The organism is Mesobacillus stamsii (genome assembly GCF_030814065.1).
GTDB classification, from domain to species: Bacteria; Bacillota; Bacilli; order Bacillales; family Cytobacillaceae; genus Mesobacillus; species Mesobacillus stamsii.
Window position 1 is genome coordinate 225978 of the sequence record NZ_JAUSUN010000001.1, and the last position, 16409, is coordinate 242386.

17 protein-coding genes are annotated in these 16409 nt (G+C 41.8%); 4 read left to right on the plus strand and 13 right to left on the minus strand.

What is annotated here, in order from left to right; genetic code table 11:
* Positions 1-26: 26 nt before the first annotated feature.
* Positions 27-1328, minus strand: a complete 1302-nt coding sequence (gene hcp, locus J2S25_RS01210; protein WP_307191012.1) for a hydroxylamine reductase — start codon at positions 1326-1328, stop codon at positions 27-29.
* A 210-nt stretch (positions 1329-1538) separates the two neighbouring features.
* Here hcp and J2S25_RS01215 point away from each other — a divergent pair, with 210 nt between their 5' ends.
* Positions 1539-2009, plus strand: a complete 471-nt coding sequence (locus tag J2S25_RS01215; protein ID WP_044393206.1) for an Hsp20/alpha crystallin family protein — start codon at positions 1539-1541, stop codon at positions 2007-2009.
* 30 nt (positions 2010-2039) lie between these two features.
* Here the strand turns inward: J2S25_RS01215 and J2S25_RS01220 are convergent, their stop codons facing one another.
* On the minus strand, positions 2040-2588 hold the full coding sequence (locus J2S25_RS01220) for a YppG family protein (RefSeq protein WP_044393204.1): 549 nt from the start codon (positions 2586-2588) through the stop codon (positions 2040-2042).
* 191 nt (positions 2589-2779) lie between these two features.
* On the opposite strand from J2S25_RS01220, the gene yppF reads away from it, so the two are divergent.
* Positions 2780-2977: a YppF family protein gene (yppF, locus tag J2S25_RS01225; RefSeq protein ID WP_044393201.1), complete on the plus strand. Its 198-nt coding sequence runs from the start codon at positions 2780-2782 to the stop codon at positions 2975-2977.
* A gap of 212 nt (positions 2978-3189) precedes the next feature.
* Here the strand turns inward: yppF and J2S25_RS01230 are convergent, their stop codons facing one another.
* The 3 genes from J2S25_RS01230 to J2S25_RS01240 form a co-directional block, all read right to left on the minus strand.
* Entirely contained in the window at positions 3190-3579 is a 390-nt protein-coding gene (locus J2S25_RS01230; protein ID WP_044396134.1) for a YppE family protein, read from the minus strand.
* A gap of 81 nt (positions 3580-3660) precedes the next feature.
* A complete protein-coding gene (locus J2S25_RS01235; protein ID WP_044396133.1) occupies positions 3661-3915 on the minus strand; it encodes a hypothetical protein in 255 nt (84 codons plus the stop codon).
* A 470-nt stretch (positions 3916-4385) separates the two neighbouring features.
* Positions 4386-5372, minus strand: a complete 987-nt coding sequence (locus J2S25_RS01240; protein ID WP_044396141.1) for a DUF2515 domain-containing protein — start codon at positions 5370-5372, stop codon at positions 4386-4388.
* Between the two features lie 123 nt (positions 5373-5495).
* On the opposite strand from J2S25_RS01240, the gene recU reads away from it, so the two are divergent.
* Positions 5496-6113, plus strand: coding sequence for a Holliday junction resolvase RecU (gene recU / locus J2S25_RS01245; protein ID WP_044396132.1), 618 nt, complete (start codon positions 5496-5498; stop codon positions 6111-6113).
* A 32-nt stretch (positions 6114-6145) separates the two neighbouring features.
* A complete protein-coding gene (locus J2S25_RS01250) occupies positions 6146-8821 on the plus strand; it encodes a penicillin-binding protein 1A (protein WP_307191013.1) in 2676 nt (891 codons plus the stop codon).
* Positions 8822-8992: 171 nt separating this feature from the next.
* On the opposite strand, the gene J2S25_RS01255 is transcribed toward J2S25_RS01250, so the two are convergent.
* The 8 genes from J2S25_RS01255 to panD all read right to left on the minus strand — a co-directional run bounded on the left by J2S25_RS01255 (position 8993) and on the right by panD (position 16407).
* On the minus strand, positions 8993-9328 hold the full coding sequence (locus J2S25_RS01255) for a YpoC family protein (protein WP_307191014.1): 336 nt from the start codon (positions 9326-9328) through the stop codon (positions 8993-8995).
* A gap of 27 nt (positions 9329-9355) precedes the next feature.
* Positions 9356-10006 (minus strand): endonuclease III, encoded by a 651-nt coding sequence (gene nth / locus J2S25_RS01260; protein WP_307191015.1) that lies wholly within the window; start codon positions 10004-10006, stop codon positions 9356-9358.
* Between the two features lie 87 nt (positions 10007-10093).
* Entirely contained in the window at positions 10094-10801 is a 708-nt protein-coding gene (locus J2S25_RS01265; protein WP_044396128.1) for a DnaD domain-containing protein, read from the minus strand.
* A 135-nt stretch (positions 10802-10936) separates the two neighbouring features.
* Positions 10937-12118: a pyridoxal phosphate-dependent aminotransferase gene (locus tag J2S25_RS01270; protein ID WP_307191041.1), complete on the minus strand. Its 1182-nt coding sequence runs from the start codon at positions 12116-12118 to the stop codon at positions 10937-10939.
* A gap of 31 nt (positions 12119-12149) precedes the next feature.
* Positions 12150-12635, minus strand: a complete 486-nt coding sequence (locus tag J2S25_RS01275; RefSeq protein ID WP_044396126.1) for a cell wall elongation regulator TseB-like domain-containing protein — start codon at positions 12633-12635, stop codon at positions 12150-12152.
* Between the two features lie 72 nt (positions 12636-12707).
* Positions 12708-12878 (minus strand): YpmA family protein, encoded by a 171-nt coding sequence (locus J2S25_RS01280; RefSeq protein ID WP_084221898.1) that lies wholly within the window; start codon positions 12876-12878, stop codon positions 12708-12710.
* Between the two features lie 145 nt (positions 12879-13023).
* The gene (gene dinG / locus J2S25_RS01285; protein WP_307191016.1) at positions 13024-15810 is read right to left on the minus strand and encodes an ATP-dependent DNA helicase DinG; all 2787 of its coding nucleotides are present in this window, start codon (positions 15808-15810) and stop codon (positions 13024-13026) included.
* A 210-nt stretch (positions 15811-16020) separates the two neighbouring features.
* Complete coding sequence (gene panD / locus J2S25_RS01290) at positions 16021-16407, minus strand: aspartate 1-decarboxylase (RefSeq protein ID WP_044396120.1); 387 nt, start codon at positions 16405-16407, stop codon at positions 16021-16023.
* Positions 16408-16409: the final 2 nt, after the last annotated feature.

Sequence of the window (16409 nt, forward strand, 5' to 3'; positions counted from 1 at the left end):
GCTCTTTGCCCCGGGCGTTCATGATCTTATTCCGTTTTGCTTAAACCCATCATTGTTTCCAGGTCTTCTTGAGCGGACGTGATCAATTTTAGGTTGAACGTGTCCTTAAGAACCTGCATCACGCCATCAGAAATGAATTCTGGCGGCTTAGGTCCGATGCGGATATCCTGAATCCCTAGGCTGAAAAGTCCAAGCAGGATCGCTACAGCTTTTTGCTCGAACCAGGAAAGGACGATGCTTACCGGCAATTCATTTACGTCACATTCAAAGGCATCAGCAAGTGCCTTGGCGATTTTTACCGTTGATACTGAATTATTGCATTGGCCAAGATCCAGATATCGAGGGATATTGGTTCCTGGAACCATACCATAATCGACATCATTGAAACGGAATTTTCCGCAAGATGTTGTCAAGATGACCGCCTCTGGAGGGAGAGATGTTGCAAGCTCGCGGTAGTATTCCCCGCCTTTTCCCGGTGCATCACAGCCGGCAATGACAAAGAAACGCTTGATTTTCCCTGATTTGACTGCTTCGATTACTTCTGGTGCCAACCCTATCACTGTTTCATGATGGAAACCAGTCACCAAGGTTTCTTCCGATTCCATATTAGCTTCTGGAAGCTCCAATGCTCTTTCGATAAGCATGGAGAAATCCTCACCTTCAATTTTCCTTACATTTTCAAGACCTGTTACTTCGTATGTAAACATACGATCTGCATAAGAACCCTTGATCGGCATAACGCAGTTTGTCGTTGCTAGGATTGCTCCAGGGAATTTTTCAAACAATCGACGCTGGTCAAACCATGCCTTTCCGATATTCCCCTTCAGATGCGGATATTTTTTCAATGCCGGATAGCCGTGAGCCGGAAGCATTTCGGAATGCGTGTAAATATTGATTCCTTTGCCTTCGGTTTGCTTCAGCAATTCTTCAAGAGCGAATAAATTATGCCCCGTTACAACGATTGTTTTGCCTTCCACCTTATTTTGGCTCACCTTAACAGGCTGTGGGATGCCGAGACGGCTAGTGTGCGCTTCATCGAGCATTTCCATCACGCGGACGGCGGATTGACCAACCTTCATCGCCATATCAATATGTTCCTGGACATTAAAGTTGGAATTAGTCAAAGTCATATATAATGCTTCGTGTGTTGTGGCGTCAACAAACGGATCTGTGAATCCAAGTTGATTTGCGTGGGTTCGATAAGCCGCTATGCCTTTCAGTGCAAAAATGATCGTATCTTGTAGACTTGCGATTGTTTCATCTTTTCCGCAGACACCAACAACTTTGCATCCTCCTGTCGGTGTTTGTTCGCATTGGTAACAAAACATATGTACATTCCCCTTTTCTGCTTTATTTTCTAGTTCAGCATACAGAGGATGAAACATGGATTATGTGATCCAAATCACACAAAAGGCATTTTTCACAAAGTGTTCAAAAAGGGTCGTTTCTTATTTTGAAGAAAAATACTATCTTCTTGAACAAGGACATTCCCTGTCACATAAATTATGATAAGAATTCTTGCAAAGGAGGATGAATCGATGGCAGCCAACCATCCTGATCGCCCAAAAAGACCTGAGCCGCTCGAACAGTGGTTCAAATCGATGAACCAGCTGATGCAGGAAAAACCCGTGAAAGGAATCCTGCAAAGCATTGATGACTTTTTCAAACATCCCTTTCCCCCGTCTTCCATCGCTGTACAAGTAAATGAAACACCGACTGAATATATAGTGACAGCAGAATTACCGGGGATCAAGAAGGAGGATATTTCGATTGATGTCATTAACAACTCGCTCACAATCTTAGTAAACAAAACCGAAATGGCTTCAGAAAAAAACGATATCGCAAAAACAGAAATGCATATGACTTCTTCAAGGCAAGTCAGCCGGACTATTCCATTTGCTCATCCGATAAATGATAGAAAGACAAGAGCTTCCTACCGCGATGGATTGCTTACCATTAAAATCGCGAAAAAACAGGGGAAAAAAATCGATATCTTCATAGAGGAATAATAGAAGCAGGCATAATTGCCTGCTTATTTTTTAGACTTTGAAAATTCCGCCGAGACCCTTTACAAGCGATGATACCTGGGTAACCGCATTCATCATCATGCCAGCAGTATCGACCATTTTAGTAAAATCGAAGTTCCCATCCTGGCTTTTAAACGAATTCATGATTGATTGCATACTGGATGTCTGCTTTGGCATGAACGATTGCTGCGGATATGGGTTATAGTTTTGGTAGTCAGCTTGCGGGTTATAGGAACCGTAAATTGGGTCATCCTCCGGTATCAACGGATTTTGAAAAAGCATTTTTGTGTAGTTATTTTTGTTATCCGCAATTGGGTTTGACTGTTTCCACTGAGGGTTGTTTCCTTGTAAATAAGGATTCACAGGATAACCCTGTTGCGGATAATAATTTTGCCAGTTTCCCGGCGCAGCATTCCAATATGGTGGGGTATATTGCTGAGGGATCGGTTGCTGCCGGTTGAAACTTTGATTATTCCTACTATATTGGTGCGTTTCCTGGCTGTTTTGGTATCCCTGCCAGTGCGGTTGGTAGGGGTTCATCTTATTCCTAGGGCCAAACATGGCGAACATCCTCCTCCAATCATTCCTTACGATAGTATATGATCAAACCGCCCAAAGGGTGAGAGGTTGGAAAAGGCTTCCGGTTTTGTCTAACAATGAAAGATACTGTCGGAAGTTTCAATTTTTGAAAAATAAAGGACACTTACGTTTTCATGATAGTATGGATTCAAAGGATGAAGGAGGATGAAAAAATGAACGTTCACGAACTGAAAAATCTATTTGCCCGGACTAAAGAATACACTCCGGACCATGTAAACGAATTGCTCGATTTTACGAAGAAGTCGTACATTCAAAATGAGATTACCTTTCTAGAATACCGGAATCTTGTTCGTGAGCTGGAATTGCTAGGAGCTTTCATTCCCGAAGATCAGAAAGAAATACCTTTGTAAAAAAATAAAAGCACCATGCCGCTTGACCGCCCCTCTTACTAGCCAAATTGGCTGAATGGAGGTGCTGGTCGATTGCGCTGGTGCTTGTTTATTTTTGGCTGCCTTGGAGTCTGTCCGATAAAAATTTTTTAGCGTATAATTATGCGATAATGCTTCCTATTCATCCGTTTTATTGTATAAAAACATTCATTTTGAATAAAAATACGTGGATTTCACTCCGTCGGAAAGACTCCTAGTTGGTTGATCGCAATGATCAGACTTTTTAGGATAAATTCCACTGACTGGGTTTGATCGAGGAATCGTTTTTTGCTTGTTTCCGGAAAAAATGCCTGTACAGAAATGACTTCAAGATAATTCGCAGCCGTTTCAATCTGGTTGATATGAAGGTTTTTCGGCCTGTTCTGACCTAACCATTCAGACGCTGATTTTTTCCAAGAATCTGTTGTCAACTTTACCTCATCTGCAAACGGCTTGACTTCCTCGTGAAAATCACCTCTTACCTGCTGTTCCTTTGTATCATGAAATCGTTGAAGGGCATATTCCAAGTTCTGCAGCAATCTTTCCGATAATTCAATAAGATTTTGTTCGGCTTCCAAGTACATCACGCTTTCTTTTATCCGATTCTATATTGGACGGTTTGCAGCTTTCCCTAAATCCGCTACTTTCATCTATTCTAGTATATTTTAACAACTGATTTCAAGTTTGACCGAAGCTTGCCCATGAATCGTCTCGCTTGAAAAAGGAATGGGTTGCTGGATTTCCCCTTCCAGTTTATCAAGAAGCATACTTGTGCTTTCTAAATGCACTAAATGGTCACGGTACATTTTTTCTCGGACTATCTGCACAGATTCCTGTAAATTCATCTCAGTGTCTTCTAGGCAATGGGTCATTTCAGTCAACATTCTTACAAAATTTTCTTTTTCCATTCCTGGCTTCATTATCATCTCTCCCAATTTGGTATTTTAAGGTCTAGCAGAATGAACACCCGGTCTCCGACGACGAAACATTCCTTGTAAATTTTCGTCTCTTGACTGTATCATTCTACCTGCAGATATAACCTCCTTCCCAGTTGACAAAACTAGTAGGAATTCGGCAAACAAAGTGTTTTTCAGCACGAAACTTTACAGTCTTCGACATTGGCCAAATCGCATGAAATTTTCCCAAATGAACACACTAATTGTCGGGAGGTGTTTACATGAATAAAAAACAACTTAAAACGGCACAGCAGCCGAATAAAACGGCAGAGAAAAAAGCTGGCTATGGCAACAAAAAGCTGGAAGGACCGAATCGCCCGGCTGAATGATGAGAAAAGCGCAAGCGCCTTGGTCAGCCTCGACAAGCGCTTAACTAGACCATTCTCGAAGTGGAGAAAAAGCAGGGAGAATCCCTGCTTTTTTCTATGCCCACATTAATCTGAGGTGAATAATTCTTTGATTGTTATCAAAGCATGCAATTGTTTTTGCTTTTTTTTATACCATTTGGTCAGATGAATCGGATGCCGATTAGCAGGGTCAAAATATTCCCAATCTTTGCGAAATCTCCGCTGAACATACCAATCCATTTGTTCCCTGTAATGATGCCGGATGATTGGATACGTACAGCGCAGGAATGGCGTGTCCCTTTTTTTGGGCACCGAAAAGAATTGCTCATAATCATGTCTGGATCCGGTATGTTCCGTACTTACTGCAAATTCCAGAAAGGACGAATAAAAACGGGGATCAAAAAGAATTGATGCCAACTGCTTACCAAGATTGATCCGATTGCTGATATATTTGAAACCATGTACGCTTGCTCCGTACAGCTCCCCAGCGCATGTAGGAAAGAGGACGGTACTAAAATGCAGATAATCCTCTAGCATAAATATAGACGTATTGAAAACTCGTTTCTTATATACCGGTTCGTTGATTACTGGTTCCTGGATGACATTCTGTTCGTTAATAATCAAGGCAGTCATGAGCCTTCTTTTGTCTCGAGCCTTCCAAAAGAACTTCCACTCCTTCTCCATATAAGCCGATACATCCAGAAATCTAAGCAAGTGAAACATTGGAGTGCTCCTTTTCGTCGAATAAGAGTACAATAGAAGCTGTGCGTAGGCGTCACGAAAAATCAACCAATTCGCCCGTTCATAAGTAAGGAATAGCCGGTTGCGAATAACAGGGTCAAGCATTTTCGGAAACCATTCCCCTTCCAGGTCACACATATTGTAACCTCCATTTCGTGACACCATGCTTGCTAGAAAGGACCAAATCATTTCGGGATACTCGAGATAGAAATCCAGATAGGCATTTGTTCTTGTGATATTATCCAGGTTTTTTTTGGCCGTTTTGCTTTTGATCTTTCGAATCAACTCTGCTTCCTGTTCAGGGAGTTGATTAAAATGAGGAATATTAGTCATTGACACATTATTTCTCTTCCTTTTCTATAGGTTGTTCTTATAGTGAAGGGAAATAGGGCTTTTTATTCAACCAAAAGACGTTTAAATTTGGTATGATAAAGAGTAGTCTGTGAGGTGATCAACTTGACTTTCCATTATCCAAACGGAAAAAAATTTATTCCTGCTGCAAATAAAGAAGCATTACTTAAAGGAAAAAAACGCAAAAATGCTGCATATAGCAACAGAGGGATGACGTTGGAGGCAGACCTAAATGAAACCAACTCCTTTTATCTTGATCGCAACATCGCGGTAATCCATAAAAAACCAACTCCTCTGCAAATCGTCCAAGTGGATTATCCGCAAAGGAGTGCAGCGGTCATTAAAGAGGCATACTTTAAACAAGCATCTACTACAGATTATAATGGCGTTTATAAAGGAAAATACATTGACTTTGAGGCGAAGGAGACGAAGTTTTCCACATCTTTTCCATTAAAAAACTTTCATGAACACCAAATTGTTCATATGAAGTCCGTTCTAGACCAAGGAGGAATCTGTTTTGTCATTCTTCGGTTCTCGACCGAAGAGGAAATCTATCTCCTAGAAGCGAGTCATTTGCTTGCTTTTTGGAACAGAATGACCAAGGGTGGCAGGAAGTCAATCACAAAGGCAGAAGTAATGGATTGCGGCCATAAAATTCCGCTTGGCCTTCATCCCAGAATTGACTATATCAAAGTTATCGATTATCTTTATAAACTTAGTTAGCTTTTCGATTGCGAGAAAGGAAGGAACTATACATGGCACAAAAACCTCAGACAAGAGAGGAGCGACGCAGACAGCAGGCGGCCAAGAATGAGAAACCTAAAGGCAAGAAGGCGAAAAAAGGATTGTTTAAAAAAATATTCCTAACCCTGATCCTCTTAGGGATCATTGGCATGCTGACTGGTATCGCTACATTTGCATTTATGATAAAGGATACGCCAAAACTGGATGAATCCTTGCTCAAAGACCCGATCTCATCAAAGATCTATGATAAGGACAAACAACTTGTAACAGAAGTAGGCTCACAGAACAGGGATTATGTTTCCTATGAAGACATACCGAAACTAGTTGAAGACGCATTTTTGGCTACGGAAGATGTCAGATTCTACAAACATAATGGAATTGATGTCATCCGTCTTGGCGGAGCAGTCATTGCCAATGTTACAAATGGATTTGGCTCTGAGGGTGCTTCCACTATCACCCAGCAGGTAGTGAAAAACTATTTTCTTGGCTTTGAAAAGACACTGTCCAGAAAAGCACAGGAAGCTTGGCTAGCCTATCAGCTTGAACAGAAATATACGAAACATCAAATCTTTGAGATGTATGTAAACAAAATTTACATGTCAGAAAACATGCACGGTGTCCTGACAGCTTCAAGAACCTATTTTGGCAAAGATTTGGATCAGCTGGAGCTTCATGAAGCAGCTCTGCTTGCAGGAATGCCGCAGAGCCCTAATAATTACAATCCTTTTACAAATCCAGAGAGTGCCGAGAAGCGCAGGAATATTGTTTTATCGCTGATGCACCAGCATGGCTTTATATCAAAGGAACAGATGGAACAAGCACAAAAAATTCCGGTAGAATCCAGTCTCGTTTCGGAAGAAAACAGGAAGAAAAAGAACGAAGAACCTTATGATGCATTTATTGATATCGTCATTGAAGAAGTAACCGCAAAAACCGATTTTGATATTTTTTCCGACGGGCTAGAAATATATACAACACTTGATCCAAACGCTCAGAAGCATGTGGAGAATATCCTAAATACAGATGCTGCAGTTCAATTCCCAAATAATGAAATGCAAGCGGGAATTACCCTACTGGATACAAAAACCGGTGAAATACGCGCTATAGGCGGGGGCAGGAATCAGCAGGTAAAACGCGGACTGAATTATGCGATCGATGTCAAAAGGCAGCCTGGTTCAACCATTAAACCCATTCTTGACTATGGTCCGGCAATCGAGTATTTGCACTGGGGTACCTACCATATGCTTGAAGATAAACCAATGACCTATTCCAACGGGGACCCAATCAGAAACTGGAACAACAAGTATAACGGCATCATGACGATAAGAATGGCTTTGGCAAAATCCATCAACATCCCTGCCCTCCAGACATTCCAGGCTGTTGGTCTTGATAAGGCAAGGGAATTCGGCACCAATCTTGGATTAACACTGGATGATCCTTTCTATGAATCCGCAGCAATCGGTGCGAAAGAAATTGCTCCCATTGAAATGGCTGGTGCATATGCAGCATTCGGAAACAACGGCTTCTATACAGAGCCATACTCAGTCAAGAAGATTGTCCTTCGCGACAAGACAGAAATGGATCTAACTCCTGAAACCAAAGTCGTTATGAAGGATTACACTGCCTTCATGGTATCTGATATGTTGAAAACAGCAATCACACAAGGAACTGGTGCAAGTTACGCTAATATCGCCAATCTTCCTGTAGCCGGTAAAACAGGAACAACGAATTACACGGAAAAGGATATTGAAACATTTGGAATCAAAGATGGAGGGGTGCCTGATTCCTGGTTTGTTGGATATACAACAAGGTATACTGCATCTGTCTGGACTGGTTACAGTGATCGAAAAACCGCACTTTACGGTACAGAGCAAAAGATCTCGCAAATGCTATTTAAGGATCTGATGACCTACGTATCAAAAGATGTTGACACACCCGATTTCACCGTTCCTAACAGTGTTGAACGAGTAAAGATTGAAAAAGGCAGTTTTCCTGCCATGCTTGCAAGTGAGTTTACTCCGAAGGATCAAATCCTTTATGAGTGGGCAGTAAAAGGAAATCTGCCAAACGAAACATCCAAGAAGTTCGAAAAGCTTGAAACGCCTTCAAAGCTTGAAGCAGCCTATGATGAAGTGAAAAATGAAATCATCCTGACTTGGGAATTTAAACAAGATAACAAACAGGATGTCCAATTCGAGGTGACTGCATCACTTGATGAAGGTCCTGAGCAGGAATTAACGAAGACAACGGAAAAGAGTATAACCATCGCCAATGCCGTTCCAGGTGGAATATATTCCTTCAAAGTAACGGCAATCCGTGGAGACCAACGTTCTGAACCAGCCACTGCGAAAATGGAAGTTCCAGATTTCACGGTTCCTGACAATGCGGGGGAAAACGGAGGTACAGACGGAAATGGGAATGGTCGCGGCAACGGGAATGGCGGGGGAAATGGTAACGGAACCGGAAATGACACTGGACCTGGAAGCGGAACTGTACCAGGTACTGATCCCGGTACTGGTACCGATCCTGGTACTGGTACTGATCCCGGTACTGGTACTGATCCTGGTACTGGTACTGATCCTGGTACTGGTACTGATCCTGGTACTAATCCCGGTATCAGACCAGGATCAGGCGACGACACTGGTGGTGCCGCTGGTACAGGAACCACTAATGATAGTGGCAACTGAAGCTGATGCTAAAAAAGCAAACAACACCGTTCACAAATGTGGACGGTGTAAAATAAACTTGTTTCGTTTTCTACACATTTTTACTTTCTAAAGAAATCAGAGATGACAATTATGTACCATATGGAGAGTTAACATACTTTCATATTCTGTAATACAAACGAAACGTCCTGATTAATCAGGACGTTTCTCTTTTGCTTGATGTAAGGCAATCTTGCTAGCATATTGCTTTTCTTGTTCAGTGAATAATTCCACTAGCTGTTTATAAGACTGAAAAAGGCCAGGTCGTGATGAAACAAATTCTAGTCTTTCGCTGACATTCACCGGCTTGAGCTTGCAATGACCCATCGAATCCAAGTTTGGATTCAGACCGTTCGACATAAAAAGAAATTGCTTAAATAAATCAATGGACTTTCTCATCAATGGTAGAGCCTGTTCGTGATCCCTGTTTGCAAAGTGATGGCTCAGCTCTATTTTATAATGATTCCATTCACTAAGGATTCTCTCCATGCCTCTTTCTCTCCCTGATGTAATCTCTTATGGTTTATCCTTCATCCTTTTCTTGCCTTCTCTGCAAACATCAAGCAAAGGACAAGTCTCACATCTTGGATTCTGCGCTTTGCAATGGTACCTGCCAAAAAAGATCATCCTGTGGTGGGTAATCGACCATTCTTCTTTAGGAACTTTTCTCATTAAAGTCTTCTCTACCTCTAAAACAGAATCTTTCCACCGGCAAAACGCAAGCCGCTTGCTGACTCGCTCGACATGGGTATCCACTGCAATAGCGGGAACTCCGAAGGCCACGGAAACTACAACATTAGCCGTTTTCCGGCCTACCCCAGGTAGCTTTGTCAATTCATCCCTATCTGCTGGAACTGTTCCTCCATATTCATCAATTAGCATCCTGCACAGCTTTTGAATGTTCTTCGCTTTGTTACGAAAAAGACCAATCGAGCGGATATCTTGCTGCAGCTCCTCCTGTGTCACTGCCAGGAAATCTTCTGGTGTTTTGTATTTTTCGAACAAATCCTTCGTCACTTTATTGACAAGTGCATCCGTGCATTGAGCCGATAATGCCACTGCGATCACGAGTTGAAAAGGATTGGACTGGATCAGCTCACAGTGTGCATTTGGAAACATCCTGCCCATTTCATCAAGACAGAACCTGATTTGCTGCTTATTCAACATGATTATTCACCCGTTTTTTCCATTTACAGATTTGAACTATTTTATATGGAAGATGAAAAAAGAGAGAATGATGAATTCTCTCATAAATTACTGTTCTAACCAGTTATAAAATGGTACAGGGTTGGCAGAAACTTTTGGCTCTTCCTTCCCTGGTCTTTGCGTACTCTGATGCTGCCTGAATTTTCTTCCATAACTTTTAGCCTGTTCGATTGTTTTGATTCCATTCTTTTTCCATTCGAAAAGAATTCGGTCTATGTACCGGAAATTTAATTTCCCCGATATCACAGCCTCTCTTAAAGCTGCTTTAATGATGATCGGATCGTGGTGATCATCATCCATCCACATAGCAAGCGATTCGCATTCAAACGGCGACAAAGGCCTGCCGAATTCTCTTTCAAACACAGTATATAAATCTGTCTCTTCCTTCTGCTCCACCAGCTCTTTTTCCTGCTGGCGTTTCAGCAGAAACTGGTCAAACAGCTTTTCCCACAATGGTTCCAGTGAATATTTTTCATATCTAATTCCCTCAGTTGAATTTCCATCCATGATCGAAATAAACCCTCTCTGTATCAGGGATCGAAGCAAATCAGTACATTCAAATGCGGATATCGTCATGCGGGCTGCAAGTTCAGTAGGTGTAGGAAATTCATTTCCTTTTTCAGAAAAATAGAAAACATGGAGTATTAAAGCCAATTCTTGCTCGTTCAGTCTCATTTCTTTATATTGCGTCAACAATACAGAAGGAATCGTAACATTTCCTTCTTTCAGCCATTCTAACAAATCTGCTTTTTTCATTCCGGACACCTCTTTTCATAGTATAGCATGAAATAGCCCGGCTGGTAATCAAATAAGAAAGGGAAAAAGGTACCGATCGCCTTACTAAAAAAGAGACCGAGAACCGGTTTCCAGTTCCCGTCTGCTATTTTGTTTTTATACACGTTTGTTGACAAACTGATGAATTCGGCGGATTGCTTCCTCTAATTGGCTTAGTGATATGGCATAGGAAAGGCGCATAAAATCGGGAGCTCCAAACCCAGAGCCAGGAACAACCGCAACATTCGCCTCAGTCAGCAGCATATTGCAAAATTCGTCTACATCCTTGCAGCCAGTCATCGTAGCTGCTGTTTTCGCATTTGGGAACAGGTAGAACGCTCCCTGAGGCTTTAGGCAGCTAATACCCGGAATCTCATTCAACTTAAGATGGATGATCTCAAGCCTTTCTAAAAAAGCTGAACGCATCTTCTCGACCTCCTCCTGCGGTCCTGCATAAGCTGCAATTGTCGCATATTGTGCCGGTGTAGTTGGATTCGATGTGCTGTGGCTTGCAAGGTCGGTCATCGCCTTAATGAGCGCACTGTCACAAGCTGCATACCCGATTCTCCACCCTGTCATGGAATGAGACTTTGAAACACCGTTAATAATGATTGTCTGCTTTTTCAATTCATCTGAAAGTTGTGCGATCGAGATATGTTCAACTTCTCCATAAATTAGTTTTTCATAGATTTCATCTGAAATGATCAGGATGCCTTTTTCCAGACAAACTTCTCCTAGTGCCTGCAACTCCTCTTTTGAATAAACCATTCCCGTAGGATTGCTTGGCGAATTGATGATAACTGCCTTTGTCTTTTCCGTCACCTTTTCCTTCAGCTGAGCTGGCGTGATCTTGAAATTATTTTGTTCCAGCCCTTCAACATAGACTGGATTCCCTCCTGCCAGTTTCACTTGCTCTGGATAGCTGACCCAGTAAGGGGTCGGAATGATGACTTCATCGCCGTCGTTCAGCAGTACTTGAAATAATGTGTACAATGCATGCTTGGCACCACTCGTGACAATGATTTCATTCAACTGATACTCAAGACCTTGATCTGCTTTTAATTTGGCTGCAATTGCCTTTTTCAATTCTGGAAGCCCGCCTGAAGGAGTGTATTTTGTGTATCCCTCATTCATTGATTTCACAGCAGCCTCGATTATATGCTGCGGTGTATTAAAATCAGGCTCACCTGCCCCAAGCCCGATTACGTCTTTTCCTTGTGCTTTCAATTCTTTTGCCTTGGCTGTGATTGCTAAAGTTGAAGAAGGTGTCAGAGCCCTCACTCTGTCTGCTAACTGGATCTTCATTTTTTTCCTCCTCGTTCATTGGAATTTATAAATTATCAATTGCTCTCAGTTTCTCGCCCGTTTCAAAATCAACATAATAATAATTGATGGTTCCGCTGTTTTTACGGTAATAAATTTCCCATGCTGGCCTGTCCGTCATTTGAATCCTGGACATACCAAGCCTTATGGCAATGATTTCATCGGGCTGTTTTTCCTGATAAAGTTTGGTTAACGCTTCTTTTTGCGTGATTCCATTTTTAGCAACTTTCGTGATCAAATCGCCATTTTTTTCATTGATCCAGACATAGACATCCTCCTGCCCAGCGTTTTTCCCAGTCATGACATAATAGGTTTCCTCTCCACTGTACAGCTTGAAATCCGTGAAATCGGAAAGGTACGTTTCTTTCGCTGCAATCTCCACCGCTTTCTTTTCTGCAACACTAACTGGTTCAACCGCATTCAAGTAAACATTCACCACGATACCGATCATAATTGCCACAAAAAGAATCCCTAGCAACATCCACTTTTTCACATGAATCCCTTCTTTATGTAAACTACTCACCGCTCTTCACATTCTAATTGAACAAGCGGTAAAAATTTCTCATTAGGTTCGGTAAATAGTAAAAATAGCCTTCTCTTTATCTTCCTGATCTAAAGCCAGACCAAACATAAGGTCATCATGTTTCAAGGACCTATTAAGAGCATCCACTATTTTATATAAATCCGGTGTATTCTGGACCTTCACCGTAGAGATTATTTCGATTTTACTTTCCATCCTGCAACTCTCTCCTTGCCGATTTTATCACTTTTTTAGAGCAGCATCTAGCTGCAAATAATACAACTAACACCTATTATATCAGGAGATCGCTTTTCTGTAAGGTTAAGGGGAAAAACAAACGAAAAAAATCCTGATGCTAGGCCTACAGCCAATCATGAATCATGTCAACAATTTCATTGATTGATTTTGATTCGACCGGGACATCAGCCACTGATTTTAAAAAAGCATTTCCGTATTTTGTCGTTACGAGCCTTCGATCAAAGACAAAAATCAGTCCACGGTCATCGGAAGTTCGAATCAACCTTCCAAATCCTTGCTTAAAGCGGAGAATTGCTTCTGGCAAGGAGAACTCAGAAAACGGGTTACCACCATTTTGTTTTATCAACGCGCATTTCGCAGCCGTAAGCGGAGCGTCCGGGGGCGAAAAAGGAAGTCGGACGATAATCAAGCATGAAAGATCTTCTCCTGGTATATCGACACCCTCCCAAAAACTGCTCGTTCCAAACAGAATCGCTTTATCGAACCGTTTGAAATTCCTTGTCAATCTTGACCTGCTGCCTGCAGAAATGCCTTGGGCAATTAGGATAAAATCTTCCAGAAGGCCACTTTCCCTAATCAAATTGTACGCCTTTTTCAGCATTTCATTCGAAGTAAACAGAATCAGCATCCGTCCCTTTGTTGCTTCGGCAATCGAGATGATATGTTCTGTAATTGCCACTACATAGTCATCATCTGAAACAGATTTAATATCTGGCAAGTCCTCTGGGACAACGAGTTTCACTTGTGTTTTGTAGGAGAAGGGAGACGGGATCTGTTTCTCTAGCAAAACTTGCTGTAAACCTAATTCTTTTTTAATGAAACGAAAGGAATGATTAACAGATAAAGTCGCGGATGTTACCACAACACTTTTTTTCCTTGAGAAAAATTGTGCCTCCAGAGATTCGGATACATGGACAGGACGGAAAAAAAAGGCTGTTGAATTTTGCATAGACCGTGTGTCGGCTTCAATCCATTTTACATCCCTTCCCTCTTCCGTAACGATTCTTTTTGCCATGAAGCAAGCTTGTTCTAAATCTTGCATCAAATGTACAACTTCATCTAATATCGCCATTTCCCTTGTTGAAAAGCTGTCCGCACTTCTCCAGGCACCATCCATCCTTTTCTCAAGGGCATTCTGTAAATCTCTAAGCTGAAAATAAACCCTCTCAGCAGTTGTTACTAATGCCGACCATACTCGATTTTCTCTGGCTGGAACCAAGCTTGCCTGTATCTTGCTGCCTTTATTTTTCATAGCCTTCCTTGCATAAGTACCTGCGAGCTTAAAGAGGTCTTCGGTTTCATAGATCAAATCGGCTATCAATTGATTGATTTCAGAGGTTTGCTGATGCTGGGAATGGAGAATGCCAGCCTTGTTCAGCAAGTTTTCCAGCTTATAAAATAGCTGATGTTGTTCGTAAAGTCCGAGTTGATTCAGCATTAACCTAACTGACATATAATCGAGTGACTCTCCAAAATATTTGCCCGCTGCCTTTTCGAATTGATGCCCCTCGTCTAGGATCACATGCTCAAATTCTGGCAAGGACCCGTTTTCAGACACTAAGTCGGCAAGAAGCATCGAATGGTTCGTGATAAGTAGATTCGCGTTTTGCGCATTTTCAATGGCCTTATGATAAAAATCATATTCCTCCCAGTGCTTTGTTTTGATAAAAATGGAGCGGTCATTCTTTATTTTATTCCAGTAAAGCATCCCTCCGCTGGACAAATTGAGTTCATCCACGTCCCCAGTTTCTGTTTGGGTCAGCCAGACAAGAATTTGCATTTTTGTAAGAGCCGTATCGTAATTCTCTTCTATTTCCCTGAGAGACTGTTCAAAGCGAGCCATATTGATATAGTGGTTTCTCCCTTTGATCAGTGCAACCTTCACTTTAGTCTCTAATGCTTTGTTCAGTTTAGGAACATCATTCGACAGCAGCTGCTCCTGAAGCTGGGTTGTATATGTACTGACCACTACTCGGTTATTGCTTTCTAGTGCAAAAATAGCGGAGGGGATCAAGTAACCGAGGGATTTCCCTACCCCAGTTCCAGCTTCGATCAACGCATGTCCGTTTTTATGGAACGCATCATATACAAGGTCCATCATCTCAAATTGTCCCGGCCGCATTTCATATCCAGTAAACGCCCTTTTCAGGAGGGCTTTTTTTTCTTCCATTGTTTTTGGAAAATCAATGACCTGATGCTCTTTCATCTCACTCCCTGTTTTCTTTCTTAATGCTATTCCGCGAAAAACTTCTAAATGCTCTGGTAGTGGTTCGATTCTGGTTTCTTTCCCATTTGATATCTCATCAAAAATCAAATGAAGATCACTTTTCAGTCCCTCTGAAAGCTTTGTAAGTTCTTTAATGGTGACAAGCGGAAGCGCCTCAACAACATTCAGCATGATTAACAGAAGTTCTGCTGTCACACGGGCATCACTATCTGCTTGATGAGGCCGGTCGTGTTGCAGACTCTCCTTTGCAGCAAGATCAGTCAATTGGAAACTATCTGAAGTTGGATAGACAATTCTCGCCATTTCCACTGTGTCAATTACCGGACCATAAAAACCTTCCTCGCCTGCATTTATTAATTCTTCCTGTAGAAAGGAAAGGTCAAATAAGACATTATGTGCCACAAAATAAGCATCTTCTAGCAAATTAGAAACCAATGGAGCGATTTCTTCAAACAATGGAGCATTCTTTAACATGGAATCAGAAATGCCCGTCAGTTCTTCAATGAATACTGGTATTTTCTCCATTGGATTGACGAGAGAGGCGAACTGGTCGGTAATTCGGCCATTTTCCACAACAACTGCTCCAAACTGGATAATTCGGTCTCCTTTTTTTGGAGCATTACCCGTCGTCTCTAAATCGATCACAACAAATTTTTGACTCATTTTTCACTACACCTCTTACCTTCAGTCAAACAAAACCGTACCATTAAAAATCTGAAAATGAAAGCAGGAGCTTACTTGTTTTTTGGATTCGCTCTGTTTACCCCATAGTATCACCATTATACTCCGCTTTAGCGCTAAACACATACAGCTTTTTCGTTCGTGCACCGTCTAATATGAGAAAAAACTCCCGGTGATCGGGAGTTTTTTCCCTTATAAAAATACTGTTTTTTCGGGTTCTGCATGGATCAATTCAACGATATGGTTGTTTTCGTCCATCAATGCAACTTTCGGCTGATGGGTCGCCACTTTCTCCTCAGAAATGAGCGCATAGGAAATGATGATCACAACATCGCCTTCCTGAACTAAACGAGCTGCCGCACCATTTAGGCAAACCACCCTGCTGCCTCTTTCTCCTGCAATAATATACGTTTCAAAACGGGCGCCATTATTATTGTTCACGATTTGTACCTTTTCGTTTGGAACCATCCCGACAGCGTCCAGTATCTCACTGTCGATGGTGATGCTGCCTACATAATTCAAATTTGCCTCCGTAACTCTTGCCCGATGGATTTTGCCGTTCATCATGGTGCGGAACATGG

Coding starts and splice junctions, on each gene's coding strand:
- J2S25_RS01250 (WP_307191013.1), top strand. CDS start 6,146: ATGGCACAAAAACCTCAGACAAGAGAGGAGCGACGCAGACAGCAGGCG.
- J2S25_RS01215 (WP_044393206.1), top strand. CDS start 1,539: ATGGCAGCCAACCATCCTGATCGCCCAAAAAGACCTGAGCCGCTCGAA.
- J2S25_RS01235 (WP_044396133.1), bottom strand. CDS start 3,915: ATGAAGCCAGGAATGGAAAAAGAAAATTTTGTAAGAATGTTGACTGAA.
- J2S25_RS01265 (WP_044396128.1), bottom strand. CDS start 10,801: ATGAAAAAAGCAGATTTGTTAGAATGGCTGAAAGAAGGAAATGTTACG.
- J2S25_RS01280 (WP_084221898.1), bottom strand. CDS start 12,878: ATGGAAAGTAAAATCGAAATAATCTCTACGGTGAAGGTCCAGAATACA.
- hcp (WP_307191012.1), bottom strand. CDS start 1,328: ATGTTTTGTTACCAATGCGAACAAACACCGACAGGAGGATGCAAAGTT.
- J2S25_RS01230 (WP_044396134.1), bottom strand. CDS start 3,579: ATGTACTTGGAAGCCGAACAAAATCTTATTGAATTATCGGAAAGATTG.
- dinG (WP_307191016.1), bottom strand. CDS start 15,810: ATGAGTCAAAAATTTGTTGTGATCGATTTAGAGACGACGGGTAATGCT.
- yppF (WP_044393201.1), top strand. CDS start 2,780: ATGAACGTTCACGAACTGAAAAATCTATTTGCCCGGACTAAAGAATAC.
- panD (WP_044396120.1), bottom strand. CDS start 16,407: ATGTTCCGCACCATGATGAACGGCAAAATCCATCGGGCAAGAGTTACG.
- J2S25_RS01220 (WP_044393204.1), bottom strand. CDS start 2,588: ATGTTTGGCCCTAGGAATAAGATGAACCCCTACCAACCGCACTGGCAG.
- nth (WP_307191015.1), bottom strand. CDS start 10,006: ATGTTGAATAAGCAGCAAATCAGGTTCTGTCTTGATGAAATGGGCAGG.
- J2S25_RS01255 (WP_307191014.1), bottom strand. CDS start 9,328: ATGGAGAGAATCCTTAGTGAATGGAATCATTATAAAATAGAGCTGAGC.
- J2S25_RS01240 (WP_044396141.1), bottom strand. CDS start 5,372: ATGACTAATATTCCTCATTTTAATCAACTCCCTGAACAGGAAGCAGAG.